Annotated in this window: 22 protein-coding genes; 6 read left to right on the top strand and 16 right to left on the bottom strand. The window is 65.4% G+C overall.

Annotated features, from left to right (window positions below):
* Positions 1 to 24 precede the first annotated feature (24 nt).
* Positions 25 to 684 (top strand): glutathione S-transferase family protein, encoded by a 660-nt coding sequence (locus tag J2Y63_RS22355; RefSeq protein ID WP_435267874.1) that lies wholly within the window; start codon positions 25 to 27, stop codon positions 682 to 684.
* Here J2Y63_RS22355 and J2Y63_RS22350 read toward each other — a convergent pair.
* The 12 genes from J2Y63_RS22350 to J2Y63_RS22295 form a co-directional block, all read right to left on the bottom strand.
* A complete protein-coding gene (locus J2Y63_RS22350) occupies positions 681 to 1,049 on the bottom strand; it encodes a hypothetical protein (protein WP_435267873.1) in 369 nt (122 codons plus the stop codon). The two genes, J2Y63_RS22355 and J2Y63_RS22350, sit on opposite strands and share 4 nt — an antisense overlap.
* Positions 1,050 to 1,086: 37 nt before the next feature.
* Positions 1,087 to 3,255: a cellulose synthase gene (locus tag J2Y63_RS22345; RefSeq protein WP_435267872.1), complete on the bottom strand. Its 2,169-nt coding sequence runs from the start codon at positions 3,253 to 3,255 to the stop codon at positions 1,087 to 1,089.
* A 157-nt stretch (positions 3,256 to 3,412) separates the two neighbouring features.
* A complete protein-coding gene (locus J2Y63_RS22340; RefSeq protein WP_435268021.1) occupies positions 3,413 to 5,764 on the bottom strand; it encodes a cellulose biosynthesis cyclic di-GMP-binding regulatory protein BcsB in 2,352 nt (783 codons plus the stop codon).
* Positions 5,764 to 7,932, bottom strand: coding sequence for a UDP-forming cellulose synthase catalytic subunit (gene bcsA, locus J2Y63_RS22335; protein WP_435267871.1), 2,169 nt, complete (start codon positions 7,930 to 7,932; stop codon positions 5,764 to 5,766). Before bcsA ends, J2Y63_RS22340 begins: the two co-directional genes overlap by 1 nt.
* An 84-nt stretch (positions 7,933 to 8,016) precedes the next feature.
* Complete coding sequence (gene bcsN / locus J2Y63_RS22330; RefSeq protein WP_435267870.1) at positions 8,017 to 8,973, bottom strand: cellulose biosynthesis protein BcsN; 957 nt, start codon at positions 8,971 to 8,973, stop codon at positions 8,017 to 8,019.
* Positions 8,974 to 9,116: 143 nt separating this feature from the next.
* On the bottom strand, positions 9,117 to 9,602 hold the full coding sequence (locus J2Y63_RS22325; protein ID WP_256117304.1) for a GlcG/HbpS family heme-binding protein: 486 nt from the start codon (positions 9,600 to 9,602) through the stop codon (positions 9,117 to 9,119).
* Positions 9,603 to 9,710: 108 nt separating this feature from the next.
* Positions 9,711 to 10,307 (bottom strand): response regulator transcription factor, encoded by a 597-nt coding sequence (locus J2Y63_RS22320; RefSeq protein ID WP_435267869.1) that lies wholly within the window; start codon positions 10,305 to 10,307, stop codon positions 9,711 to 9,713.
* Positions 10,304 to 11,884, bottom strand: a complete 1,581-nt coding sequence (locus J2Y63_RS22315; protein WP_435267868.1) for a sensor histidine kinase — start codon at positions 11,882 to 11,884, stop codon at positions 10,304 to 10,306. The genes J2Y63_RS22320 and J2Y63_RS22315 overlap by 4 nt, the downstream gene beginning before the upstream one ends.
* 73 nt (positions 11,885 to 11,957) lie before the next feature.
* Positions 11,958 to 13,400 carry an amidohydrolase family protein gene (locus J2Y63_RS22310; protein WP_435267867.1) on the bottom strand — a complete coding sequence of 481 codons (1,443 nt, stop codon included), beginning with the start codon at positions 13,398 to 13,400 and terminating at the stop codon, positions 11,958 to 11,960.
* Positions 13,393 to 14,487 carry an amino acid ABC transporter permease gene (locus tag J2Y63_RS22305; protein ID WP_435267866.1) on the bottom strand — a complete coding sequence of 365 codons (1,095 nt, stop codon included), beginning with the start codon at positions 14,485 to 14,487 and terminating at the stop codon, positions 13,393 to 13,395. The genes J2Y63_RS22310 and J2Y63_RS22305 overlap by 8 nt, the downstream gene beginning before the upstream one ends.
* 1 nt (position 14,488) lies before the next feature.
* Positions 14,489 to 15,637 (bottom strand): amino acid ABC transporter permease, encoded by a 1,149-nt coding sequence (locus J2Y63_RS22300; RefSeq protein WP_435267865.1) that lies wholly within the window; start codon positions 15,635 to 15,637, stop codon positions 14,489 to 14,491.
* 68 nt (positions 15,638 to 15,705) lie between these two features.
* Complete coding sequence (locus J2Y63_RS22295; protein WP_435267864.1) at positions 15,706 to 16,725, bottom strand: amino acid ABC transporter substrate-binding protein; 1,020 nt, start codon at positions 16,723 to 16,725, stop codon at positions 15,706 to 15,708.
* Positions 16,726 to 17,296: 571 nt separating this feature from the next.
* Between J2Y63_RS22295 and J2Y63_RS22290 the strand changes: the two genes are divergently transcribed.
* Both J2Y63_RS22290 and J2Y63_RS22285 read left to right on the top strand, forming a co-directional pair.
* A complete protein-coding gene (locus J2Y63_RS22290; RefSeq protein ID WP_256117311.1) occupies positions 17,297 to 17,494 on the top strand; it encodes a hypothetical protein in 198 nt (65 codons plus the stop codon).
* Positions 17,495 to 17,505: 11 nt separating this feature from the next.
* Positions 17,506 to 17,664, top strand: coding sequence for a hypothetical protein (locus J2Y63_RS22285; RefSeq protein ID WP_435267863.1), 159 nt, complete (start codon positions 17,506 to 17,508; stop codon positions 17,662 to 17,664).
* Between the two features lie 60 nt (positions 17,665 to 17,724).
* Here the strand turns inward: J2Y63_RS22285 and J2Y63_RS22280 are convergent, their stop codons facing one another.
* Both J2Y63_RS22280 and J2Y63_RS22275 read right to left on the bottom strand, forming a co-directional pair.
* Positions 17,725 to 18,939: an MFS transporter gene (locus J2Y63_RS22280; RefSeq protein ID WP_435267862.1), complete on the bottom strand. Its 1,215-nt coding sequence runs from the start codon at positions 18,937 to 18,939 to the stop codon at positions 17,725 to 17,727.
* Between the two features lie 50 nt (positions 18,940 to 18,989).
* A complete protein-coding gene (locus J2Y63_RS22275; protein WP_435267861.1) occupies positions 18,990 to 19,688 on the bottom strand; it encodes a DUF899 domain-containing protein in 699 nt (232 codons plus the stop codon).
* An 86-nt stretch (positions 19,689 to 19,774) separates the two neighbouring features.
* Between J2Y63_RS22275 and J2Y63_RS22270 the strand changes: the two genes are divergently transcribed.
* On the top strand, positions 19,775 to 20,995 hold the full coding sequence (locus tag J2Y63_RS22270; protein ID WP_435267860.1) for a helix-turn-helix domain-containing protein: 1,221 nt from the start codon (positions 19,775 to 19,777) through the stop codon (positions 20,993 to 20,995).
* A gap of 35 nt (positions 20,996 to 21,030) precedes the next feature.
* Positions 21,031 to 21,663: a Vgb family protein gene (locus J2Y63_RS22265; RefSeq protein WP_435267859.1), complete on the top strand. Its 633-nt coding sequence runs from the start codon at positions 21,031 to 21,033 to the stop codon at positions 21,661 to 21,663.
* Between the two features lie 3 nt (positions 21,664 to 21,666).
* Here J2Y63_RS22265 and J2Y63_RS22260 read toward each other — a convergent pair whose 3' ends face one another.
* Positions 21,667 to 22,527 (bottom strand): urea carboxylase-associated family protein, encoded by an 861-nt coding sequence (locus J2Y63_RS22260; RefSeq protein ID WP_435267858.1) that lies wholly within the window; start codon positions 22,525 to 22,527, stop codon positions 21,667 to 21,669.
* A gap of 316 nt (positions 22,528 to 22,843) precedes the next feature.
* Here J2Y63_RS22260 and J2Y63_RS22255 point away from each other — a divergent pair, with 316 nt between their 5' ends.
* The gene (locus J2Y63_RS22255; RefSeq protein ID WP_256117323.1) at positions 22,844 to 23,431 is read left to right on the top strand and encodes a hypothetical protein; all 588 of its coding nucleotides are present in this window, start codon (positions 22,844 to 22,846) and stop codon (positions 23,429 to 23,431) included.
* A gap of 27 nt (positions 23,432 to 23,458) precedes the next feature.
* On the opposite strand, the gene J2Y63_RS22250 is transcribed toward J2Y63_RS22255, so the two are convergent.
* Entirely contained in the window at positions 23,459 to 24,358 is a 900-nt protein-coding gene (locus tag J2Y63_RS22250; protein WP_435267857.1) for a LysR family transcriptional regulator, read from the bottom strand.
* Positions 24,359 to 24,543 lie beyond the last annotated feature (185 nt).

Below are 24,543 nucleotides of genomic sequence, written 5' to 3'. Positions count from 1 at the left end.
CGTTCCGCAGACGCGGAGGTTGCCATGAAACCCGTTCTCTACGCCCATCCCTTCTCGAGCTACTGCCAGAAGGCGCTGATCGCGCTTTATGAAAACGGCACCGATTTCGAATACCGCATGCTTGACCACAACGATCCCGACACGCTTGCCGATTTCGAGGCGCGCTGGCCGATCAAGCGCTTCCCGATCCTCGTCGATGGCGAGCGCACCGTCATGGAGGCGAGCGTGGTCATCGAATATCTCGGGCTCTATTATCCGGGACCGGTCAAACTCGTTCCCGACGATCCGAAGGTGGCACTCGACGTGCGCATGCTGGACCGCTTCTTCGACAACTACGTTTCGACGCCGCAGCAGCGCATCGTGTTCAACGCCATCCGGCAGGAAAAGGACCGAGATCCCCTCGGCGATGCCGAGGCGCGAAAGATGCTGGAATGCGCCTATGCCTGGCTCGACCGGCACATGGAGGGCAGGCTCTGGGCCTGCGGCGATGCCTTCACGCTCGCCGACTGCGCCGCCGCACCCTTCCTGTTCTACGCGGACTGGACGCATGCCATCGACCCGGCCTTCGAGCGCGTGCACGCCTACCGCCGGCGCCTGCTCGCCCGCCCCTCCTTCGCCCGCGCCGTGGATGAAGGGCGTCCGTACCGCGCGTATTTCCCGCTCGGTGCGCCCGACCGCGATTAACCGGCGCGGCAGTGCCGCCGCTCGGCGGCCGTGGATTCGCGCGCGATACCGGTGATGACGAGGACCGGCAGGCTCCGGCGCTTGCCGGCAATGTCCTGCTCGCGGTCTTCCGTGTGCCCGCTCAGCGCGAGCCTGCCGTAATAGAGCGCATCCGTTTGGCGGATACGTTGCTGATCGGCTTCCGCAAGACCGGTGATATCGGGAGCTACGCCCCTGAATTCCTCGCCGGTTTCGAGATTGCGCATCGTGGAGGACGGGCATGGCGCCTTCACGCAGCGAAGGCCGTTGTCGCAGACGACATAGAGGTTTTCCGCCGCGGCGACCGGCGAGACAAGCAGCGCGAAGATAAGAAACCCGAGACGCATGACCCACATCCTCCCCGGCGATTGCGGCCAAATCGCGTTACTGCCGCCCGTCCCGTTCCCGGCGCATCTCGGCAAGCGCGCGGATGGCGTCCTGGCGGCCGGTCTCGCTGAGCGCCTCGAAGAGCCGTTGTGCATCGATGCGCATGCCGAGGTTCTTGTAGGCATAGGCGCGCAGCACCATCAGGTCCGTCGGCTCGGCGCGGAACTGCGCCCGCTGGTCGAGATAGACCAGGGTCTCGCGAAACCGTTTCGCCCGGAAACTGCTGACTGCGCGGTCGGAGAGGATGGCAGTCTGCAATTCGGCGCCGCGGCTCTGGTCGAGCGTCGCCTTGGTGGCCGCCACGGCGGCGTCGCTCGTCAGGCCGGCGCGCAGATAGGCGAGGCTCTGGCCATAGGCGGCGTCGCTGCGCGTGCGGCCCTCGCCCGAAAGCGCCGCCTCGAAGGCCTGCGCGGCCTCGAGCGGCCGGTTGATTTCCATCAGGCACCAGCCGAGCGACAGTGCACTCGCGGGAGACAGGCTGCGCGGATCGCGCGTGCTGCGGCAATCGACGGCGCCTTCCGCCCGGCGCGCCGTGCGCACGATGCGCTGCGGCTTCAGCGCGACCTCCTCGACCGCCGTTTCGCGCGCCGGCAGACGCCGCTGGGTGCGGGCGACGAGCGCCTCGCGCCCGCGCCGCACGGGGGCTGCATCGTCGCTGGTGTCGCGCTCGCCGAGCAGCGCGATACGTTCCGAGCGCTCGCCCCAGGCCTGCTTGACCGCGGCAAGGCCTGCAAGGTCCTCCAGCCGCAGCCGCGCAACGCCGAGGCCATAGGCGGCGGGCTCATAATCGGCCTTCCACTTCAGCACCTGGGCAAACCATTCCTCGGCCGTTGCCGGCTGGTCCATGGCAAGCGCATACCAGCCGAACTGCTCGCCCGTCTCCGGGTGCTTTTCTTCAAGCGTCACCTGCGCGATGCGGTTCAGCACCTTGGCATCGAGTTTCGGCGGCGGATCGAGCGCGAGCAGGTTGGCGGTGGCGGCGAGATAGGTCGCCATCGCCTGGTCGGAGGTGGTGCGCCAGGCATACATCACGTCCTCCGCCTCGATCGGCATCTTGCGGGCGAGCAGGATGAGCGCCAGGCCCTGCGAGGCCGAGGCTGAATCCTCGACGGCACGCGCCTTGCGGAAGAAAGGTTCGGCGGCGGCGTTCTGCTCGCGGCGCAGGTGATACCAGCCGAGCAGCAGCGCATCGGAGGCAAGCCCCTCGTCCGCCACCAGCTTTTCGACGATCTTCAGATAGGCCGGCGCCACTGTGATCGCGGCATCCTCGTCGCCCTCGCCGACGAAGCGTCGGGCAAGGTCGCCGCGGATCGTCTCGAATTCCTTCACGCCGTCCGTGCCGGTGCGCTCGCGGGCGATGAGGTCCTGCATGTCGCCGTATTTCAGCAGAGTCGAAGCCTTCTGCAAGGTCGCGATGCGCACCGGCCCGTCCGTGCAATTGTCGAGCATGTAGCCATAGGCATCCTTGCCGCGCTGCATGCGGTCGGTCTTCACGAAGGCCTCGGCGACGCGCCAGAGCACGTCCGCATCGCTGCAGGTGAGCAGGCTCGGCGTCTCCGCGCCGAGGCGCACGACATCCTCGCTCTTGCCGGCATTGGAGGCGGCGACGAGGGCCGCGCGCTTCTCCGCCACGTCGAGGCGATCGACGAGGTCGGCGGGCGGCGTCCATTGCGGGTCTTCCTGCTGGCGCTTGGCGATCGCCGCGCGCACGTCGGCATAACGCGACTGGCTGTAGAGCGCCCACATCTCCTCAAGCTGCTTGTCTTCGTTGACCGGCACGGCGAGCGGATTTTCTGGCGGTATCCAGGTGGGGTAGAGCGTGCGCAGCCGGGCGATCTCGGCGTTCAGCCGGGCGGTATCGCCGCGGGCCGCGAAATAGCGTAGCGCGCTTTCGTCGACGACGGGCTTGTTCGCGGTGACCGCCGTGACCGGCGTCTGCTCCGTGCCCGTCGCTTGCGCCGTTTGCTCAGCCTGCGCGATTTCCACGCGGGCCTGCTTGGCGAGGCGGGGAAGGCTTTCCTGCGTGCTGCTGGTGGCGAAATCGTCCGTTCCCGCGCCGAGCCGCGGCAAGCCCTTCATCAGGTCGTCAGGCACACCGAAGGATACGCCTGCGACGCTTGCCACGCCGGCGGAGACGAGGACGAACGCAAGAAGGATCGACTTCATCCCGAATATCCTTCGGTACATCACTAACACCAAGCTCCGGCTTGAACCGCGACGACACCATGCGCCATGAACGTGGAACGCGTCGCCGCGTCCCCCAAGAAGAGCCAACCAGTTGTGATAAAACCCTGTTACGGTTAACCGCCGGTAAACGGCCCGCTCAGCCGCCCCGCCCGAAGCGGCGAAGAAGACCCGAGGTCGCGATGCCGAGCAGGATCGCCAGCGCGCAGAACAGCACGGCATAGGCGAGAATATTCGAGGACAGCCAGTTCGCCGCGACGAGCCGCATGTTGGCAAAGGTCCAGGGCTGCGTGGAGACGAAGCGAGTGCGGCTCACCGCGCGTGTATCGAGCGCCTGCGTGCCCTTGCTGTCGAGGCTGACATAACCGTCGAGCTGCTGCCAGCGGTCGTCCTGCGCCATCGCCGCCATGCCGGCCCTGAGATCGACCCCGGTGGGCGCGGAAAGCACGGTCCAGGTCGCGGTCTCCTCCGGGCTGTTGCCCTGCGCGACGAGAAAGCGCGCGGTGTCGTCCGGCACGACGAGTTCTTCTTCGCCGGGAAGCAGGCGCAGCGAAGAGAGCGAAATGTCGAATGTTTCCTGCAACCAGGTTTCGAGCGCCGAAATCTGCCCGCGCCAGGAGCCGCCGCGCACGCGCGACTGCCATTCGTCGAAGGCTTCCTGCGTGGCGCCGCGTTCGCCGCCGCCATCGGCCGGGCCGCCCCAGGAGGAGGCGCTTTCGGCGGCAATATGCGTCTGGCCGAGGACGAGCGGCGGAAGCTGCGAGATGGTGCCGACGAGGATGGCATTGCGCTCGCCGATCGCCAGCGCCGAGGATTCCGGCCGCACCAGCAGCGCCCGCCCGCTCGAAACCGCCATCTTGCCGAGGAAGGTCGCGCTCGTCGAAAGCGTGTCCGCGTCGAGACGATCGAGGTAGAGCGCGGTCGGATCGACCTGGCCGTTATAGGGAAAACCCGTGCCGGAAAGGGCCGACAGGTTCGGCAAGCGTGCGACGCGGGCAAAGCGCGGCATGCGGAATTCCGACGAATCGAACAGCGCGAACCGCGGCTCCTCGCTGGCGCTGGCGCCCGGCGCGCAGATCTTGTCCGCCTCCGTCATCAGCACGGTCTCGATGTCGACGCGGTTCGGCCCCGGCCGGAAATGCCGCATGGTCACGCGGATCGGCAGATGGCGGAAAATGCCGCCGTTGCGGCTGGTGATCGGCACGGTGGTGGCGATGTTGCCGTTGACATAGATGTCGATATGGCTGCCCGGCAGCACTTCCGGCGAATAGGCCGCATCGAGCAGCAGCCTCGCCTCGCCGTAAGCATCCGCGTAGAAATCCGACGGGATGCCGATGTCGAAGCCGGTGCGGTAGCGCCGCCCGGTGAACTCGCCGGTGCGCACGCCGAGCGAGGCGAAGGACAGCGACATTTCGCCGGAGACCAGCGGCATTTCGGTGGCATTGCGCTGGCGCACGCTGAGCGCCTCGCGCGTCACGCCGAGCGGCCGGTCGATGGGCGCCAGCATGCCCTCCACCGCCCCCTCGATCGAGGGCCAGTCCGGCCCGCTGACGACGAAGATCTTGCGGTTGCCCGCCGGCGCATCGACGAAGGTGGCGACCGCGGAGGACCGCGCCGTTACCGGCAGGCTCGGCAGCATCGCCGCCAGGTCGTCGGCGGTGCCGACCAGCACCGTCATCTCGCCGGCACCCGCCGTCGCCGGCAACGCGTCAACGACGTCGAACGTCTGGTTCGGCATCTTCGCCATCAGGGCGAGGCCCTGGCTCAGCCGCATCAGCGCATTGGTGGCGACCGGCTGGCCCATGTCCGGCGCCACCATGACGAATTTCGTCTGCCCGGTCGGCCCGAGCCCGATGGCGGCGATGTCGTCGGTGGTCAGAAGCCGGCCGCTGGTATCGGCCGGCACCGTCAGGAAGGTGCGCGCCGGATCGACCGCGGTCCACAGGTCGTAGGTCGAGCGGACCGTACAGTCGGTGCGGTGCCGGTGCACGGCGTTGAAGGTGACGCGGTTGAGGCCCGGCCGCAAGAGGCCCTTCGGCAGGTCGAACCGCATGTCCTTGGTGCCCTCGGCCGACTGCACCGGCAGTTCGCCGACCGAAACGTCGTTGACGACGACGGTGAGCCGCGAGGATTCCGGCGCCACCACGACGGCGTTGGAATAGCCGAGATTGATCGACGTCGCGCTCTCGGCCTGCTGCGGGGTGAGGAAGACCGGGAAGGACTGGCTTGCCGCCTCCCCTTCGAGAAGCAGCGAGGTCGCGGGAACGATATAGCGCCGGGTCAGCGGATCGGGCGTCGCGACCTTCTTTTCCGGCTCCTTCGTTTCGGTCGTCGTCACCGGCGTGCCGCCCTCGACGACCGGCTTCTGCTCCGTGCCCGGCGCGCGTTCGCCGGACATGTCGAAGGGCACGGTCGAATCCTGCCCGAACGCGACGGAGGCGGTGAGCGCGAAAACGAGGCCGATGAGCGCGGTCCTTGCAGGCAGGAGCATCACGGTGCAGCCTCCCGCTTGCCGCCGCCGAAGCTGCGCGCGAAATAGACGAGCCCGCGGCTCGTCTGGTAGAGGGCCACGCCCAGGAACCACAGCGAGCCGCGGAACAGGCCCGGATTGTAGCGCCGCGACACCTGGAAATCGCTCCACTGGTTGGAATTGGCGAAGATCAGGTCGGCGACGAGCGAATGATGCCGCGCCTCCTCTGGCAGGAAACGGCAACCGACGGCGACCACGCTGCCCTGGTTTTCCACATTGCGCACATCGACCGGCAGGGCCTCCTCATGATCGGAGCCATAGGGCGTGAAACGCAGCTCGCCGCGCACACCCGTCGCAAGCTCCGCCTCCAGGCCGAAGACCTGCACGCGGGCGCCATGCGCCGAGACGTTTTCCAGCGTCGCCGGATGGTGTAGGCCGCCGGCGACGAAGGTGCAGCGACGCTTGACGGTCACGCGCCGGCTCGCCGCCCGCTCGCTGCGCTCCGAAACGACGCCGAGTGCACAGCCGGCGATGAGGAGGTTCAAGAGGTTCCAGGCGCCGACGACGAGTGTCACGTCCGCCTTGTAGGGCTCGGAATAGAAGCGGTAGATGCTCATCAGGAAGGCGATGAACAGCACGGCGAAGATGACGAAGAACGGCCGGCTGATTTCCGACAGGCGCGCCACCGCGATCGATTCGTCCTTCGCCGTCACCTTGAAGGTCGGCTTGGTCGGGTTCAGCATCACCGAGACGACGGCCGGCAGCAGGTGCACGCTCTGCACATATTCGTAGAGCTCGGAAATCCACGGCCAGCGGAACGAGCCGTAGAGATAGTTCTGCATCATCAGGTTCACGAGCATGTAGGCGAGCGTATAGCCGAGGAACTCGCCGCCCGATGCCGTGAAGATTTCGAGGTCGAAGAACAGGTAGAACAGCGGCGCGAAGAGAAAGATCGTGCGCGGGAACGGAAACAGCCAGAACAGCATCGACGACATGTAGCAAAGGCGCTGCGGCACGGTGAGCCCGCGCTTGAACAGCGGAAAGCGGAAGCGCAGGATCTGCATCATGCCCTGCGCCCAGCGGCTGCGCTGGCCGATGAAGCTGGCGAACGTGGCGGGCTGCAGGCCGGCGATCAGCGGCTTGTCGACATAGACGCTGTTCCAGCCGCGCGAATGCAGCGCGAGCGCCGTCTCGCAGTCCTCGGTGATCGAAAGGCCGGAGAAGCCGCCGGCCTCGTTGAGCGCCGTGCGCCGGAGCACCGCCGCCGAGCCGCAGAAGAACGAGGCGTTCCACTTGTCGAGGCCGCGCTGGATGATGCCGTAGAACATCTCGTTTTCGCTCGGCATCGTCTCGAAGGTGCGCAGGTTGCGCTCCAGCGGGTCGGGGTTCAGGAAGAAGTGCGGCGTCTGAACGAGGAAAAGTTTCTGGTCGTCCGCGAAATAACCCACCGTCTCGCGCAAAAAATCGCGCGCCGGCGCATGGTCCGCATCGAAGATGGCTATGAGTTCGCCCGTCGAATGCTGCATGCCGTTGTTCATGTTGCCGGCCTTGGCATGTTCGTTGCGGGCGCGGGTCAGGTAGTTGACGTTGAGATCGCGGCAGAGCGCCTGGAGCTCGCGGTGGCGGGCTTCCGCCATCTGCGCCTCGATGACGGCGGCTGCATTGCGCTTCTGCTCCGTGCCGCCATCGTCGAGCAGCCAGACCGTCAGCTTTTCCGGCGGATAATCCATCGCCTTGGCGGCGGCGAGCGTGTTGGCGAGAAGGCCGATATCCTCGTTGTAGCTCGGCACGAACACGTCGACGGAAGGCAGCTTGCCCACCTCCGCGACGCGGCTCTTGCGCGGCGGCAGCGGCATGGCGACGACGAAGAGGCTGAGCGCCAGCATCATCACGCTGTACATTTCGGCGAGGTAGAGCAGGAAGCCGGGAATGAAGTTTTCCAGCTGGTTCAGCGGCGGCAGCGTGCTGGTCGAGCGCCAGTAGACGTAGCGCAGCACGACGGCCGTGCCGAAGGCGAGCGCGATCAGCCGCCAGATTCCCTCGGCGCGCAGCACCTTGATCACCGCCATGAAGGTGACGACCGCGATGCTGGCAACAAGCTGGGTCTGGAGGTTGATGGGCAGCGTGATCACGAGGATCACCACGGCGGAAATCATCGCCCACAGGATGACCGTGCCAATATGTCTCATTCGCCGTCCTTCGCCGTCATAGCGCGTTTGGGCGAACCTTACGCACCATTATGTTAACGAAAAATGAGGTTGGCGGCCCCTAAATCAATTACAGGTTGTCGATCCGGTAGTCGATGTAACGCAGACGGGCGACGGCACCACGACGGCCTCGCCTTCGGTTTCCGTGCTCGCGCCGCCCGAAGGCGACGGCACGATGACGGCGTCGCCCGTGTCGAGAAGCGTAGGCTTCTTCTCCGGCAGGCGGCGGGTCGCGGGCACGCGCGCTTCCGTATCCACGCGAACGGTCGTCACCGGCACCTTGCGCTCCTCGACCGCTACGCGCAGCGGTTGGCCGCCGCCGATCTGGCTGTCGACGGAGGCCGGCGTGCCGTATGGGTTCCAGGTCGTGCCGGAAAAGCCGCCGACGATGGTGTAACCATACATCATCTCGACCAGCTCCTTTTCGCTGGCCCCCGTCTGGCAGACGCGCAGGCGGATCTGGAGCATGCCGGGGCTGTTCAGGTGGTTGCGATCGGCCTCGTCCGAGCGGATCTGCTGCCAGCCGTAAAGGCAGCCGTCATCGCCGGCACCCCGTCCATAGGCATAGCCGAAGGGGCCATAGTTGTTGCGCACGAAATTCGCCGAGATCGCGAGCGAGCGCCCCGGCAGGTAGGTGCGCATCTCGCTGCGGATCGCGCCGTGCTGCACCGGCTTGAAGGCGAGCGCGCCGGCCGGCAGCGCCACCGTTTCCGCCGGCCCGAAGGCCTGGATGCTGATGAAATTCTGGCCGGAAGTGGCGGCCGACGTGGAAAGAGCGATCTGCTGCTCGATCGCATTGGTATATTGCCGCTGGACCACGCTGATGATGGACAGGGAGCCCGGCGCGGGCAAAACTAGCGCGCTCGACGTCGGCACGGTGGTGGAAAGCGTCGCAATGCCGACGCCCGGCCGCGATGCACAGCCGGCGACAGTCGCTGCCGCCGCAAAGGTTGCGAGCAGGGAGACCGTCCGGAACGCCCTGCCGCAACGATCGGAAAATCGAATCGCTGCCGAATCATCCATGATTCACTCATATTTCGCCCGGCCGCGAATAGGAATCCCAGAAATGACGCTGGCGACCGTCGTCACCAGCTTGATGCAAGGCACACAGACGCGAAAAGCCCCGATGTCCGCACGACACCGGGGCTTTTTCTCAAGCAAATGAATTACTTCAGCTTGGCGCTGACCGCTTCGATGCCGGCGCGGGCGCATTCGTCGTCGATGTCGCCGCTCGGAGCGCCGCCGACGCCGATGGCGCCGATCGTCTCTTCGCCGGCCTTCACCGGCACGCCGCCGGCAAGCACGAGCAGGTTTTCGATCGAGACGAGCTGGGCAGCGGCCGGGTTCTTGCCGACATTTTCTGCGATCTTTTGGGTCGGGGTGCGGAAGGACGCGGCGGTGTAGGCCTTGCGGACGGCGCTGTCGAGCGTGTGCGGGCCGGCGCGGTCGGCGCGCAGCACGACGCGGGTCACGCCAGCGCGGTCGACGACGGCAACCGTCACGTTGAACTTCTTGGCCGCGCAGGCCTTGACCGCGGCATCGGCAGCTTCGACGGCGATATCGAGCGGCATGTTGCGCTCGGTGAGGATTTCAGCCTGGGCGGCGCCGGCAAGCGTGAGGGCGGCAAAGGCAGCGGCTACGAACGTCTTCATGTGGATCTCCATCTGGGCCGCCCGGGTCTCGTTGGCGGCGACGGCCCTCTTTTCGGAGATTTCCGCGCCTAGTGGTATCGGTGGACGGACGGAGCGGGGTCCGTAGGACTACGGAGCCTGCCCGATCAGCGCCAGGCGCGCAAACTCGGCGACCGATGTCGTGCCGAGTTTCTGGGCGATGTTCGCCCGATGCGTATCGACCGTGCGGGGCGATAGTTGCAAGGCCTCCGCGATCTCCCGCGTCGACCAGCCGCGGCCGACCATGTCCAGCACCTCGCGCTCGCGATCGGTCAGTTGCGCCACGAGCTTCGCCGCCTCCGCCCGCTCGGCATGCACATCCAGCGCGCCGGATGCCTGTTGCAGGGCCTCGATCAGCACCTGCTCGTCGACCGGCTTCGTCAGGAAATCGACGACGCCGGCCTTGAAGGCGCGGCGGCAGGCATGCACATCGCCATGGCCGGTGCAGATGATGGTCGGCCAGTCGCAGCCGATGGCCGCGAGTTTTTCGTGCAGCTGCAGGCCGGTGATCGCCGGCATGCGCAGGTCGAGCAGCAGCACGCCGGGCTTCAGCTTTGGCGCCCGGGCCAGGAAGGCGGTGGGGTCGCCAAAGGTCTCGATGCGGATGCCGTAGGTGCCAAGCAGCAGCGACAGGGCGCTGCGCACCCCCTCGTCGTCATCGACCAGATAGACCGGCGCCATCGTCATTCCGCTGCTTCCTCTTGTGTCTGCGTCTCGTGCGCGGCGGGCAGGCGCACGGTGAAGACCGCCCCGCCCCCTGCCCCGTTTGCCGCCGCGATGCTGCCGTCGAAACGCTCGACGATGCTTTCGCACAGGCTGAGCCCAAGCCCCATGCCGTCCGGCTTGCTGGAGAAGAACGGCTCGAACAGCCGTGGCAGTACATCGTCGGCAATGCCCGTGCCATTATCCGAGACGGTGATTTCGTAGCTCTGCCCCGCAGCCCGCAAGGAGACAGAGACCCGTCCATCCGCCCGGCCCGCCTGGTCCACCGCATCGGCGGCATTGCGGACGAGGTTGTGGATGACCTGCTCGATCTCCACCGGATCGATCCGCGCCAGTGCCGGCGCATCCGGCAAGTCGAGATCGAGCGCGATGCCGCGCCGGTCGAGGTCGATGCGCGACAGCGCTACGATATCGGCGACATGGCGGCAGAGGTCGTGCACGCCCGGCGCCTCGGCGCTCTTGCCGACATAGGCGCGCAGCCGCACCAGAATATCCGCGGCGCGCTTGGCCTGGAGCACGTTGGCGGCGAGCACGGTGTCGATCGGCGTGTCCTGCAAGCCGTTCGCCGCCGCGATGCGCCGTCCGGCCTGGCTTTGGCTGAGAAGCGCCGTCAGCGGCTGGGTCAGCTCATGGGCAATGCCCGACGCCATCTCGCCCATGCTGTTGATGCGCAGCGCATGAGCAAGCTTCGTCTCATGCTGCCGCAGCGCCTCGCGCCGCGATGCCGCCTCCGCGGCCGCCCGCGCCGTGGCCGCGTCCTGCCGGTGACGGAGCAGCGAGCGCACGAGCACCAGCCCGGCCAGCAAGACCGCCGCAAAGAGCGCGAGCGGCTGCACGGGCAAAAGCTCGGCGAGCGTGACATGCCGTTGCAGCGAGAGCCGCAGCGGCTGCGTGGCGCTGGCGATCGGCGCGTCGAAGCGGATGGTGCGCGCGAGGAAGGAGGATGCGGCAGGCTGTTTCGCGCCGCTTTCGATGAGCGGCCCGTCGGCGGTCGCCAGCGTCAGCGCGGCCCAGCGCGGCAGTTCCTCGCCCTCGATAAGCTTGGCGCCGTCGATATCGAGGCTGACGGCCAGGGTGTCGTTCATGCGCTTCATCAGGCGATAATGGCCGGACCGGGTATCCGCGCCATAGACGGCCTTGCCGGAGGCGAGGCCCTCGACCGCCTTTGCGACCTGCGCGGGGTCGACCGTCGCACCATCGGCGGATCTGGCGGAGCTCACCACCTCGCCCGCCGGTAGTCGAATGAGATCGATGGCGACGACGCGCGGATAGAAGCGCAGGATCGATCTGGCGACGAGGTCGAAATCCGCCGAGGGCTGCGCCTGCGCGAGGCCGAGCGCGCTGAGGCTCGTCAGATGGGCATCATGCTGGGCGACGCGCTGCGAGATGGCGCGCTGCAACGAGCGCCCGCTTTCCGACACGTCCTGCTCCAGCGCCTGCCGGTGGCCTGTCGCCGAATAGAGGCCGAAAGCGGCAAGCATTAGCAGCCAGCCGCCGGCAAGGGCGGCCGCGGAATGGAGAAAAGTCAGGCGTCGGGGCATGGTGGGCGAAGCTGCGTCAGGGGATCGGGAGAAGCATCATAGGGCCTCCCCCGCGCCTTGGCGATCCGCAGCATCACGGATGTGGCAAGACCGGAAGCGACAGCGGCGCCAGTTCGGAAGCGGAGCGCCCGCGCGGATCGTTCGCCTGCAAACGACACACGGCAAAATCCTGCACCGCCTGCAATTCCTGAAGCGCACCGTCATAATCGACCATCGTCGGCCGGTCGTTCTCCATCACGCAGGCGCCGTCGACATAGACCGCGGCCACCGCGCGCTCGGCGGCGCAATGCAGCAGGTTGCGCAATGGGTCATAGACCGGCTGCATGCCGGGATGCTTGAGGTCGATCAGTGAAAAATCCGCCTTGGCGCCCGGGGCGATGCGGCCGATATCGCTGCGTCCGAGAGCCTTGGCGCCGGCCAACGTCGCCGCTTCGAAGACATCAGCCGTCGAAACGTCGAACACCGATCCGCCGGCGATGCGGGCGCAGATCATCGCCATGCGCATCTCTTCCAGCATGTTGAACGGGTAGCTGTCCGTGCCGATCGCCACGTTGACACCGTTTGTCCGGTAACGCCCGAGCGACTGCAAAACCATGCCGCTGCGCGAAAACGTGACCGGGCAATGGGCGACGCTCGTGCCGCTCTTCGCCAGCCGTTCGAGGTCGAGCGCCGTGCGCTGGCGCGTCCAGCTGTGGCTGTCGATGAAGATACAATGGCCGAGGATGAGGTCCGGGCCGAGGATGCCGAGCTTTTCAAGATAGTGAACGGCGGTGAGGCCATGGCGGCGCAGCAGTTCCTCGTGTTCGGCCATGGTCTGCGCGGCATGGATGGTGATCGGCACGCCACGCGAGCGCGCCGCCTCCGCCGCTTCCTGCAACAGCTCCGGCGAGCAGGTTTCGACCTGCGCCGGCGCGACCACGCCGCCGAGCCGGCCGGAGGGATGGGCCTCGGCGGCATCGACCGTTTCCAGCGCCCGGGCAAAGGCCTCTCGGCCGCGCGGCTCGTTCCAGCGGAAATCGAGCCGGTGGCTGTCCTCCACATGCCAGGCCGCCTCGCGGAAACCGGGGGCGACATAGGCACGCGCGCCGCTTTGCGCCAGCGTCGGAAGCCAGCAATCGTGCGGGCCGGCAATGTCGACAAACGTGGTGACGCCGCTGCGCAGCAGGTCGCCGAGCATGACGGTCAGCGCTGCCTGCACCGCATCGTCGCCGATCTCGATCAGCGTCGAATATTCGTACATCGCCTGGCCCCAGAGCGCCGCAGTGCCGGCATCCTCAAACAGGCTCTTGGAAATCGGCTCCTCGCCGGAATGGCAATGTACGTTGACGAAGCCCGGCAGGACCATGCGGTCGCGCCCGGAGATTTCGCGCTCGAACGGCCCGTCGTATCGGCTGCCGACCTCGACGAAACCGTTCGCGTCGAAGACGACGTCCGCATCGTGGATATAGGCATGGCCGCTGCGGGCCGTGTCATAGGCGACGATCGTGTGGGCGTTGCGGATGACGGTTCTAGGCATGGGTCGTCCTGAAATGCTGTTCGAGGAAGCGGCTATAGGCTCCCATCAGGGCGCTGAAGGTGAAGTAAACGGCGGCGGCGACGAGGTAGCCTTCGAGCACGGCAATGCCTTGCCACTCCGGATCGCGGATGGCGGAACGCACCGTATCGAGGAAATCGACGAGGCCGACGATGGTAACGAGCGTCGTATCCTGGAAGAAGCCGATGAACAGGCCGACCATCGGCGGGATGACCTTCTTCAACGCCTGCGGCAGCACGATCTTGCGCATGACCTGCCAGTAATGCAGCCCGAGCGACTTGCCGGCCTCGAACTGGCCAACGGGCACGTCCTGCAAGCCGCCGCGCACGATCTCGGCAATATAGGCCGAGGCGAAGAGGATGATCGCCACCTGCGCACGCACCAGTTTGTCGATGGTCACGCCATCCGGCATGAACAGCGGCAGCATGACGGTCGCCATGAAGAGGATGCTGATCAGCGGCACGCCGCGCACGATCTCGATGAAACCGACGGCGAGCACCCGGATCGCCGGCAGGTTGGAGGCGCGCGCCAAGGCGAGCACGATGCCGAGCGGCATGGCGAGCGTCAGCCCGATGAAGGAGAGCAGGAAGGACAGCGGCAGGCCGCCCCAGCTCGTCGTCGCCACCGGCGTCAGCCCGAAGAGACCGCCCGCCATCAGGATATAGAGCACCGGCAGGATGACGACGATCCAGGCGAGGAGAAGATTGCGGCTCCAGAAGCGCGGGATCATCGAGACGCCGCAGGCACCGAACAGCAGGAGAAGCGCCGAGAGCGGTCGCCATTGCTCCTCGTAAGGGTAGAAGCCGAACAGCATGTAGCGCAGTTTTTGCGCGACGAACGGCCAGCAGGCGCCGCCCGATGCCTTGCAGGTTTCGCCATTGCCGGAAAACACCGCATCGACGACCAGCCAGCCGAAGGCGAGCTTGATGACGAACAGGATGATGGCGATCGATGCCACGCTGATGACCGTATTGCCCGGCGTGCCGAAATAGGCGGAGAGCTTGCCGAGGCGTTGGGTGGTGGGTGCCGGCTGCGGCGGGGCAAGTGCCAGCATTTGAACATCGGCCATGTCAGCGCTCCTTCAGCGCGACATGCGCATTGTACCAGTTCATGATCAGCGAGATGGTGATCGACAGCGCGAGATAAACGCCCATGAAGATCGCGATGGTCTCGATAGCCTGGCCGGTCTGGTTCATCACGGTGTTGGAGACCATGACGAGGTCCGGATAGCCGATGGCAATCGCCAGCGAACTGTTCTTGAAGACGGTGAGATAGGTATTGGTGAGCGGCGGGATGATGATGCGCAGCGCCTGCGGCAGCACGACGAGCCGCATGGTTTTCCCACGCGAAAGCCCAAGCGCCGCGGATGCCTCCCACTGCCCCTTGCCGACCGCCTGGATGCCGGCGCGCACGATTTCCGCGACATTGGCCGAGGCGCTGAGCGCCAGCCCGAAGAGCAGCGCCACGAATTCCGGCCGCACATGCAGCCCGCCCGTCAGGCGGAATTTTCCGGCCGTCGGGAAATCCCAATCGACGCTGAACCCGCCGGCAAGCCAGAGAAGGAGGACGGGTGCGAGGAAAGCGGCGATCGCAATGAGGCCGCCCTTGTTCGGCTGGCCGGTCGCAATGCGCCTGCGCGTCGCCACCGTGCGGATGAAAAACGCCGCCGCCGCGCCGCCGACGAGGCAGGCGAGAAGCGCCAGGCCACCGCTTTGCAAAAGGGCCGCCGGCACGACGAGGCCGCTGTTGGAGAGATAGACGCCGGGCAGAAAGTTCAGCGCCTGCTTGACCGGCGGCAGGACGAGGATGATCAGCGAATACCAAAGGAAGAGATAGAGCAGCAGCGGCACGTTGCGCAAAAGCTCGACATAGGTGAGCGCGAGGCGCGCCAGCAGTGGATTGTGCGACATGCGCGCGATGCCGACGCCAAGGCCGAGAAGCGTACCGAAGATGGCGGCGAGAAGCGACACCTTCACCGTATTGGCGATGCCGACGAGGATCGCCCGGCCGACCGTATCCGTCGCCTCGAAGGCGATGGCGGCCTCGGTGATGACGAAACCCGCCGGCCGCGTCAGGAAGTCGAAGCCGGTCGCGATATTCTGCTTGGCGAGGTTGTCGCTCGCCGTCGAAAACATCGTCCAGCCGGCGAGCACCACGAAGCCGATTGCGACGACCTGATAAAAATAGGCGCGAAAGCGCATGTCATGCAGGAAAGCCATGAAACCTCGCCGCCGGATATAGGAAAGGGGACGCGCGCGAAAAAGGCGCGCGTCCGGCTATGGCGCGATCAGCGGATCGGCGGCGAGTAGATCAGGCCGCCGGCATTCCACAGCGCGTTCGGGCCGCGGGTCAGGCCGAGCTTGGTGCTTTCGCCGAGGTTGCGCTCGAAGACTTCGCCGTAATTGCCGACGCTCTTGATGACGTTGTAGCCCCACTTGTTATCGAGGCCGAGCATCTTGCCGAGCTCTTCGGTGGCACCCAGCATGCGCTGCACGTCCGGATCCTCGCTCTTCAGCTTCTCGTCGACATTCGCCTGGGTGATGCCCTTCTCTTCCGCCGCCATCAGCAGCCAGACCGACCAGGAAACGATGTCGCCCCAGTTGGAGTCGTTCTGGCGGAAGGCCGGCGCCAGCGGCTCCTTGGAGATGGTCTCCGGCAGGACGATATAGTCGTCCGGATTGTTGGCGACGGCGCGGATCGAGGCGAGGTCGGAGCGGTCCGAGGTGATCGCCTCGCAGCGGCCGGAATAGAAGGCGGCGCGGTTCTCGTCCGGGCTTTCGAAGACGACGAGTTCGAACTTGCCGTTTATGGCGCGGAAGAAGTCGGAAATGTTCTGCGCGGTCGTGGTGCCCGGCAGGGTGCAGATCGCCGCTTCCGTCAGTTCCTTGGCGCTGGTCACGCCGAGCGACTTGGCGACCATCAGGCCCTGGCCGTCGTAAAACACCGTCGGGCCGAAATCGAGACCGAGCGAGACGTCGCGCGAGAAGGTGTGGGTGGTCTGCCGCGACAGCACGTCAATCTCGCCGGACTGGAGCGCCTGGAAGCGCGTGTTGATGTTGGTCGGGACGAAATCGACCTTGTCGCCATCGCCGAACACCGCAGCCGCAATCGAGCGGCAGATATCGGCATCGAAGCCCTGCATGCGGCCCTTGTCATCCGGCGCCGCAAAGCCTGGCGTTGCCAGCGATACGCCGCAGACGAGCTTGCCGCGCGCCTTGACGGTTTCAAGCGTGCCCGCCGCCGATGCGGCCCCGGCAACCGAAAGCCCGAGCGCTGCCGCGCAGATCGTCAGAAGTGCCTGTTTCATGCTTCCCCTCCCAATCGGGTGTTGTTGGGTGCAGCCGGCGGCACCGCCCTCCAGCAGCCCCGCCCCCACACCGCGACCATTTGGATCGCAATTATTGTGTACGATGCAAAAAGATTATCATCAACACTTTCAGACATGAAATGTCGACAATCCGCGCGGACTTCCCATGTACAATGATCATCAAGCTATGTACGCCCGACATGAACAGGTTGGAGGCGCCGTATAAAAAGCCATTTCGCCATATGAAAAGGCTTGCCGGCGAGCTGAAACAACGACAAAATACAATCAACCGGGTCTCATGGTATGCAATTTACGTGTGACGAATTTTAGATGCGCGCGCCGGTAGCAGGCTCCTGAAAAGTTTCTCCCGGACGGCGGGGTCGGATCTGGAATGGTCCGGCCCCGTCTCTGTTTCGCCCGGTGCGCGCGCGCAGTTTTCCCACCAGACCTCGCGTTATGCAGCACGGCACGGGCGGCCGGCGCTCCGCCCGAATTTTTCCCCTCACCCATCGGAACAATCGCCCGCCTTTCCGGTTGAAGGACAGTCGAAGACCATTAGGCGTGATCGCATATGCCGGACCAATCCAAGCTCTTTCCCGACCATCGAAGGCTCTCGGGAGAACGCTACACGGTGGAAACCTTTCGCGCGGCCTATGACCTGCCCGCGCAGGAGGCCAGGCGCCTGTTCGAGAAGTTCGGTCCCTCCAAGCGGGAACTGGACCTCCTCATGCGCGCCCGCCGTGACCCCGAACAGTTCCTGAACTTTTGAGGAGACGCACCATGACGAACCCGAAAAATCCTTCTCCCGAGAAACGCAAGCCCGAGGACGGCGCTCCCGTCGAGGGCAGCGAGATGGAAACGGAAGAAGAGAAGATCAAGCGCGAGCAGGCTACCAAGCCCGCTTTGATGCCGATCGGCGATCCCGCCGGCGCGGCGTGACAACGACGATCCCGAACAAAACCCGCCGTCCTCCGACGGCGGGTTTTTCGTGCGTGGCGATCAAGCCGTTGCAAACGCTTCCCGCGCCTTCGGCACCGGCTTGAAGGTCATGGCGATCAGGAAGGCGCCGATGCCGATGCCCCAGGAGCCGACATATAGCCAGGTGTAGCTGGCGAAGGTATCGTAGATCAGCCCCCCGGCGACCGGCCCCAGCGCCATGCCGAGGCTGCCGGCCATCGCCGTACCGCCGATGACCGTGCCCATCATGCGCAGCGGAAAGTTTTCCCGCGCGATCACCGCATAGAGCGGCATGACGCCCGCGTAGATGAAGCCGAACAGGCCGGCGACGATGTAGAACGAGGCAAGCCCGCCGGTGAAAACGTAAGCCAGTGCGCCAAAAGCCTGCGCGAGCAGCCCGAGCACGAGGATGTGCTTGGCGCCGAACCGGTCACCCAGGATGCCGAAGGCGACGCGGCCGCCGAGGCCGGCGAGCCCCTCGATGCTGTAGATCGAGACGGCCGCGATCATCGGGATGCCGCAGGTGATGGCATAGCTCACCGTGTGGAAGATCGGCCCCGAATGGGTGGCGCAGCAGAAGAAGTTCGTCAGGCAGAGGATGACGAATTGCGGCGATTTCAGCACGTCGCGCGTGCTCATGCCGCCCTGTGGCTCGTCCGCCTCCACCAGGTCGGCGCCGCCCGCCTCCAGCGCCGGCGCACGCCGCACCAGAAACGAGACCGGGATCATCACCACCGCGACGACGACGGCGATGATCTGCATGGAGGTGCGCCAGTCGTAGCCGGAGACCAGCCAGGCGGCGAAGGGCGACATGGTCATCGGCGCCATGCCCATGCCCGCCGAAACGAGCGAGACGGCAAGGCTGCGATGCGTGTCGAACCAGCCCGTCACGCAGGCCATCATCGGCGCGAAGACCGCTGCGGCGGCCACGCCCACGAGCAGGCCGAAGACGAACTGGAAGGCGACGAGCGACGTCGCGATGCTGGCAAGCCCCAGGCTTGCTGCGAGCAGCACCGAGCCGATGAGCACCACCGGCCGCGGCCCCCAGCGGTCCGACAGGCCGCCCCAGACCATGCTGGCGAACGCCATGGCGAGGAAACCGATGGTCATGGCGGTGGAAACGCCCGTCACCGACCAGCCCGTGTCCTTGGATATGGGCAGCAGGAAGACCGGCAGCGAGAACATGGCGCCGATGGCGATGCAGCCGAGCAGGCCGCCCGCGGCGACGATCACCCAGCGATAATGCGTATGGATCATTGTCATCTCCTTCGCGGCCGGCCGGATTTTTGGCCGGGGCCGCCCCAAAATCAATACTCATCGTGCCGCTTCACCCATTCCATCGGATAGCGCAGGCCGCCTTCGTCGCGGCCCTTCGGCACGAGGTCGAGGAAGTGATAGGCACCGTTCAGCATCTCGACCCCGCGCGCGTAGCAGGAATAGGTGTGATACACCTCGCCCGGCCCGCTCCTGTAAAAGACGCTGACGCCGACCATTTCCGACACCGTGACCGGACGAATCGCAAAATTGTAGACGGCGCGGCCCGACGCGAGCTCTTCAGGCGTCGCCGACGCCTGGTAATCGAAGTTGAAATCGCTGCCGCCGGACGACACCCAGGGGAAATGCCAGCCCATGCGCTGCCGATAGGCCTCGATCTGCGGCAGCGGCGCGCGCGAGATCGCCGTGAAGGTCACGTCGCGCTGCGCCAGGTGGACCGGGATGCCGTCGAAATTGTCGGCCCAGAAGGAGCAGTGCTTGCAGCCCTCCTGCCAGTCCGGCCCGAGCATGAAATGATAGACGAGGAGCTGCGAACGGCCATCGAAAAGATCCTCCAACGTGGCCACGCCCTTCGGTCCTTCGAAACGATAGGATTTCTCCACGCGTTCCCATGGCATGGCCATGCGGCGGCGCGTCAGCGCCTCGCGCTGGCGGGAAAATTCCTTCTCGGCGGCAAGCAATTCCAGGCGGGCCGCCAACCAGTCCTCGTGCGAAACGACTTGATTGCGCATCGGGAAACTCCATTCTCCTGTTTCGGTGCGCCCAAAATAGGCGGGCAACACCGGAGCGCGGGAGTTACAAGTGTGACGGGAAAACCATGGACTCGATGATCACAGCCGCCGCCCGGGCCCTTGCCACCGGCGATCCACTCGGCGCGCTGAACCGCGTGGCGCTGCGCGACGACGCGCCGGCGCTGGCGCTGCGCGGCATCGCCATGGCGCAGCTCGGCGACCTCGACCGCGCGAAAACCCTGCTGAAAAGTGCCGCCCGCGCCTTCAGCCCACGCGAGGCCGTGGCGCGGGCGCGCTGCGTCGTCGCCGAGGCGGAAATCGCCCTCGTCTCGCGCGATCTCACCTGGCCGGTGAAGGCGCTCGCCGCGGCCGGCACAACGCTCGCAGCCCACGGCGACCGCCTGAACGCCGCCCATGCCAGAACGCTGGCAATCCGCCGCCTGCTGCTGATCGGCCGGCTGGACGATGCCGCAGCCCTGCTCGCCGAGGTCGATCCGGCAACGCTTCCCCCGCCGCTGCGCGCCGCGCACGAACTGGCCGCCGCCGGCATCGCGATCCGCCGGCTGCACACGACGATCGCCCGCGAAGCCTTCGCCCGTGCCGCCGACGCCGCCCGGCAGGCCCGCATCCCCGCCTTGATGGCCGAGGTGGAGGACGCCGCCGCCATCCTGCAACAACCGGCAGCCCGCCTGATAACCCGCGGCGAAGAGCGCCCGCTGCTTCCCGACGCCGTGGAAGCGCTGCTGGCGACGCCAACCCTCGTCGTCGACGCCTGCCGCCACGTCGTCCGTTGCGGGGAGCGATCGATTTCGCTCGCCACCCGGCCGATCCTGTTTTCCCTGCTCAGGACGCTGGCCGAGGCCTGGCCCGATGATGCCGGCCGGAAAACGCTGCTCTTCAACGCCTTCCGCGCCAGGCATGCCGACGAATCCCACCGCGCCCGGCTGCGCGTGGAAATGGGCCGGCTGCGCGCGGAACTGGAGCCGCTGGCGGACATCACCGCCACCAAGGATGGTTTCCTGCTGGCGCCGCGCGAGGGCCGCCCGGTCGCCGTGCTCGCCCCGCCGCTGGACGAACCGCATGCCGAGGTGCTGGCGCTCTTCGCCGATGGTGAGGCCTGGTCGAGTTCCGCGCTTTCGATCGCGCTTGGCACCAGCGCGCGCACGGTGCAGCGCGCGCTCGAACAGCTTTCGGCCGCCGGAAAGGTGCAGGCGATCGGCGGCGGGCGCACCCGCCGCTGGCTCACGCCCACGGCCGGCGCTTTCTCGACACTCTTGTTACTCCCGGGTCCGCTGCCGGGCGACTAGGATCGCATCATTCAACGATCCAAAGGAGACAGACGATGACCACTTCCCAGGCAGATATCATCCGCGAATACGGCCCCTTCCCCGGCGTGGAGCAGGTCCACGGCGTCACCTATGACGGCAAGAACGTCTGGTTCGCCTCCGGCGACAAGGTCAATGCAGTGGACCCGGACGAGGGCACCGTGCTGCGCTCGATCGACGTCGCCGCCCATGCCGGCACCGCCTATGACGGACGCCACCTCTTCCAGATCGCCGAAGACCGCATCCGCAAGATCGATCCCGCCTCCGGCGCGGTGCTCGCCACCATCCCCGCCCCCGGCGAGGGCGGCGATTCCGGCCTCACCTGGGCGGAGGGCTCGCTCTGGGTCGGGCAATATCGCAGCAAGCAGATCCACCAGATCGATCCCGAGACCGGCGCCGTCATCCGCGTCATCCACAGCAACCGCATGGTGACGGGCGTCACCTGGGTGGACGGCGAATTGTGGCACGGCACCTGGGAGGGCGAGGAAAGCGACCTGCGCCGCCTGGACCCGAAGACGGGCGCCGTGCTCGACACCATCGTCATGCCCGAGGGAACCGGCGTATCCGGCCTCGAATCCGATGGCGGCGACCGCTTCTTCTGCGGCGGCGGCCGAAGCGGAAAGATCCGCGCCGTCCGCCGGCCGCGCTGACGCTTAAAGCCCGTGGGTGCCGTCGTAGCCGTTCACGGCCGGCGGCGCCCAGCCCTCCGGCAGGCCGGCGGGCTTGTAGATCTCGACGACCATCGGATAACATTTCGCCGTATCGGAGGAGTGCTGCGCCGAGCAATCCCCGCCCGGGCAGGCCGACATGCAGCCAAGCAGGTCGATCTCCGCAAAGAACTCCAGATAATCCCCCGGCCGCACCGGGCTCGCCTTCATGAAATACTGTCCCGTATCGCGCGTGAAACCCGTGCACATGAAGACGTTCAGCACGTCGTGCACATAGCTCTCCGCCTCGCGCAGTGCCATGCCCGTCTTCGCCGCGAAGGCGCGCGTCAGGTTCGAGTGGCAGCAATGATGATACTGCCCGCCATGGCTCAGGAGATTGTGCGTATAGGGGTCGCAGCGCGTGCCGATGACATCATGCACCGCCCCGCCGAATTCGTCGAAACCGTACCAGTCCAGCGTGTCATGCGTGATGGTGGCGATCGGCCGAAGATAGGGGAAATTCGAGAAGAGCTGGTCCCCAAGCCCGACATGCGTGCCGTTCAGCGCCCGCGTCTTGCCCGTATAAAGCCGCTCCTTCAGATCCTTCGCATTGAACAGGTTGAGATCCCCCACCTGCGCCCCCTCGCTGCAGACGATCCGGCAAAAATACCCCGCCGGCACCGACCACGTTGCAGCCTCCCGCGGCGGCACGACGACGGTCTCGACCAGCGTCAGCCCATCCCTCAGCGCCCGATAGCTCGCAAGATCGGGCCGCGGCAACGTCTCGACCGGATAACAAACCACCGGAGCGATTGCCTTGCGCGCCACGGCATCGGCGGGCTGCGCGGTTATCGGATTAGGCTTCATGAAACTCTCTCCCCTTCACGGCGGCAAAACAATACCGGTCGCGATCTTGTTGAATAACATTACTACGATTGTTCAACAGAATGCAATATGAGCCTGCACGCCATCTTGCTGCGCCGGAGAGCGGCAGCACCGTTATCGCATGGCGCCGAAATCGGCTTTTAACGGCTGGATATCATTGGTGATTATCCGATTTTCTATTGACCCAAATTTGGCTGGATTCGCCCGAAGGTTTTCGCCACCAACTGATTGCCAAAGCACCGGAAGAACCCGAAGACGGAGGTTCACGGACGATAACGCCGCTAAAAGAGACCGCGCCTTGGCGGCAACGAAGGGAGACGGGCAGTTGGCTAAGCATGAAATAGCGCAGGTGATCAGGGGCATGGTCGATACCAAGACACGCCGGTCCAACCTTTTCCATTACTCAACGACAGCATATTCCGCCAATGAAACGGGCTTTTACCTGCTTGTCGAAGAATATCGCAAAACGGGAAGCAAAGGACAGGCGAGCTTCCTCCGTGACACCTACCTCAAAGGCGTTGTTGTGAAAGGCCTGGAAAAGGTCACCGGGCAGATAAACCTTGACCGCCGCGACAAGACCGATGACCTCATAAACAAGATATCGTCCCAAGTGGATGGCGTCGGCCTATCGATGATGGACAAGATCAGGGACAACGGCCTCCTCAAAGCGATAGAACTTAAGATGGGCAATACTGCGATCGATACAACATTGTTCGACGACGCCCAGGAAGAGGCAGCGGCAAACATCTACAGAAGCCTTGAAAATTACAGCTTCCAACTGGACAAGAAATACCAGCCAAAGCCGGACTGCCAGGCGCAAGTCGCGAAATTTCGCCAAAAGCTCATTCTCCTGAAATTCGACATGTTCGCGCTGGGAATGTGGTAGTCGGCCGGCCCAGAAATATTCCTGCCGTCAAGCAGGTCGCTCGCCGTGAAACAGCGGCCGTAGCGCCTGGAATTCCTTTGCAAGGAATTCAGATAGAACCCTGATGCGCCTAGTGTGGCGCAGTTCGCTATGCGTCAGGAACCAAAGATCGCTCGAGAGTTCGTCAATAGGTTCGCCCACCCGGGTGAGCCTCGGGTCGAGGTCCGCCAGATAGCAGGGCAGGATGCCGGAGCCGATGCCGCTGGCGACGGCTTCGGTGAGCGTATAGAGGCTGTTGACCTGAAGTGCGGCGCCGGAATACCGGCCATTGTCCTTCAGCCATCGCGCCGAGGCCAGATGGGCGAGTTCGACGTTGGGGACAACCCAGGCATTGTCGTCGGCAATGCCATCGCCTTCTCTATTGCTGCGATAAACCGAAACGGCGATCCGGCAGAGCTTCCGACCGACAAGGCTTTCGGGCGGTTCTCCGCCGGCGCGTAGCGCAGCATCGACTTCCCGCTGGCGCAGATCCGACATGCTTACGCTTGAGCGCAAATCAAGCAGGATGGCAGGATGTTCCGACCCGAAGCGCCGGATCAAGGGCATCAAGGGGCCTGCCACAAGGGTATCCACGGTCGCCAACCGGACTGTCCCGGCCGCGTCGGAATTCTCGTTGCCGACACGCGCCTCAAGCGCACCGATATCCTCATCGATACGTTCGGCCAAGGCGGCAGCCTCTCTCCCGGCGGCAGTAAGAGACACACCGGTCGTGTCCCGATGAAAGACCAGGGTTCCCAGCCGCTCCTCCACCGCCCTGGCGTGGCGAAACACTGTGGGCGTGCTCACCCCGAGCCGCACGGCGGCACCCGCAAATGAGCCCGACCGCGCCACAGCCAGGATCAGGCTCAGATCATTCCATTGAAGTCGCTGCTGCACGAAATCCGGCATTTCATTTTTGCCACTACCCGAATTCCACTTTTAGCGGCAAATCTCCTTTCAATCAATGGAGACTGTCATGGCGACCAACAGCATCAAATGTGTTGGTTTCCACGCAGAACTGAGCCGGTTTTTCCACCGAGAAGTGAGCCACCTCTGAGTATGGTTTTCTGATCAGGACTTGGTCAAGGGGTTGG

Origin of the sequence: Shinella sp. BE166 (assembly GCF_051201095.1) — a bacterium.
Classification (GTDB): Bacteria; Pseudomonadota; Alphaproteobacteria; order Rhizobiales; family Rhizobiaceae; genus Shinella; species Shinella lacus.
Note: the sequence above shows the minus strand (reverse complement) of the source record. Positions and strands in the feature narration are given on the sequence as shown.

Excerpts from the sequence above, each read along its gene's own strand:
- J2Y63_RS22300 (WP_435267865.1), bottom strand. The coding sequence starts at position 15,637 with ATGGCTTTCCTGCATGACATGCGCTTTCGCGCCTATTTTTATCAGGTC.
- J2Y63_RS22305 (WP_435267866.1), bottom strand. The coding sequence starts at position 14,487 with ATGGCCGATGTTCAAATGCTGGCACTTGCCCCGCCGCAGCCGGCACCC.
- bcsN (WP_435267870.1), bottom strand. The coding sequence starts at position 8,973 with ATGGATGATTCGGCAGCGATTCGATTTTCCGATCGTTGCGGCAGGGCG.
- J2Y63_RS22270 (WP_435267860.1), top strand. The coding sequence starts at position 19,775 with ATGGACTCGATGATCACAGCCGCCGCCCGGGCCCTTGCCACCGGCGAT.
- J2Y63_RS22320 (WP_435267869.1), bottom strand. The coding sequence starts at position 10,307 with ATGACGATGGCGCCGGTCTATCTGGTCGATGACGACGAGGGGGTGCGC.
- J2Y63_RS22340 (WP_435268021.1), bottom strand. The coding sequence starts at position 5,764 with ATGCTCCTGCCTGCAAGGACCGCGCTCATCGGCCTCGTTTTCGCGCTC.
- J2Y63_RS22285 (WP_435267863.1), top strand. The coding sequence starts at position 17,506 with ATGACGAACCCGAAAAATCCTTCTCCCGAGAAACGCAAGCCCGAGGAC.
- bcsA (WP_435267871.1), bottom strand. The coding sequence starts at position 7,932 with ATGAGACATATTGGCACGGTCATCCTGTGGGCGATGATTTCCGCCGTG.
- J2Y63_RS22315 (WP_435267868.1), bottom strand. The coding sequence starts at position 11,884 with ATGCCCCGACGCCTGACTTTTCTCCATTCCGCGGCCGCCCTTGCCGGC.
- J2Y63_RS22355 (WP_435267874.1), top strand. The coding sequence starts at position 25 with ATGAAACCCGTTCTCTACGCCCATCCCTTCTCGAGCTACTGCCAGAAG.
- J2Y63_RS22280 (WP_435267862.1), bottom strand. The coding sequence starts at position 18,939 with ATGATCCATACGCATTATCGCTGGGTGATCGTCGCCGCGGGCGGCCTG.
- J2Y63_RS22325 (WP_256117304.1), bottom strand. The coding sequence starts at position 9,602 with ATGAAGACGTTCGTAGCCGCTGCCTTTGCCGCCCTCACGCTTGCCGGC.
- J2Y63_RS22275 (WP_435267861.1), bottom strand. The coding sequence starts at position 19,688 with ATGCGCAATCAAGTCGTTTCGCACGAGGACTGGTTGGCGGCCCGCCTG.
- J2Y63_RS22350 (WP_435267873.1), bottom strand. The coding sequence starts at position 1,049 with ATGCGTCTCGGGTTTCTTATCTTCGCGCTGCTTGTCTCGCCGGTCGCC.
- J2Y63_RS22265 (WP_435267859.1), top strand. The coding sequence starts at position 21,031 with ATGACCACTTCCCAGGCAGATATCATCCGCGAATACGGCCCCTTCCCC.
- J2Y63_RS22290 (WP_256117311.1), top strand. The coding sequence starts at position 17,297 with ATGCCGGACCAATCCAAGCTCTTTCCCGACCATCGAAGGCTCTCGGGA.
- J2Y63_RS22250 (WP_435267857.1), bottom strand. The coding sequence starts at position 24,358 with ATGCCGGATTTCGTGCAGCAGCGACTTCAATGGAATGATCTGAGCCTG.
- J2Y63_RS22295 (WP_435267864.1), bottom strand. The coding sequence starts at position 16,725 with ATGAAACAGGCACTTCTGACGATCTGCGCGGCAGCGCTCGGGCTTTCG.
- J2Y63_RS22260 (WP_435267858.1), bottom strand. The coding sequence starts at position 22,527 with ATGAAGCCTAATCCGATAACCGCGCAGCCCGCCGATGCCGTGGCGCGC.
- J2Y63_RS22345 (WP_435267872.1), bottom strand. The coding sequence starts at position 3,255 with ATGAAGTCGATCCTTCTTGCGTTCGTCCTCGTCTCCGCCGGCGTGGCA.
- J2Y63_RS22310 (WP_435267867.1), bottom strand. The coding sequence starts at position 13,400 with ATGCCTAGAACCGTCATCCGCAACGCCCACACGATCGTCGCCTATGAC.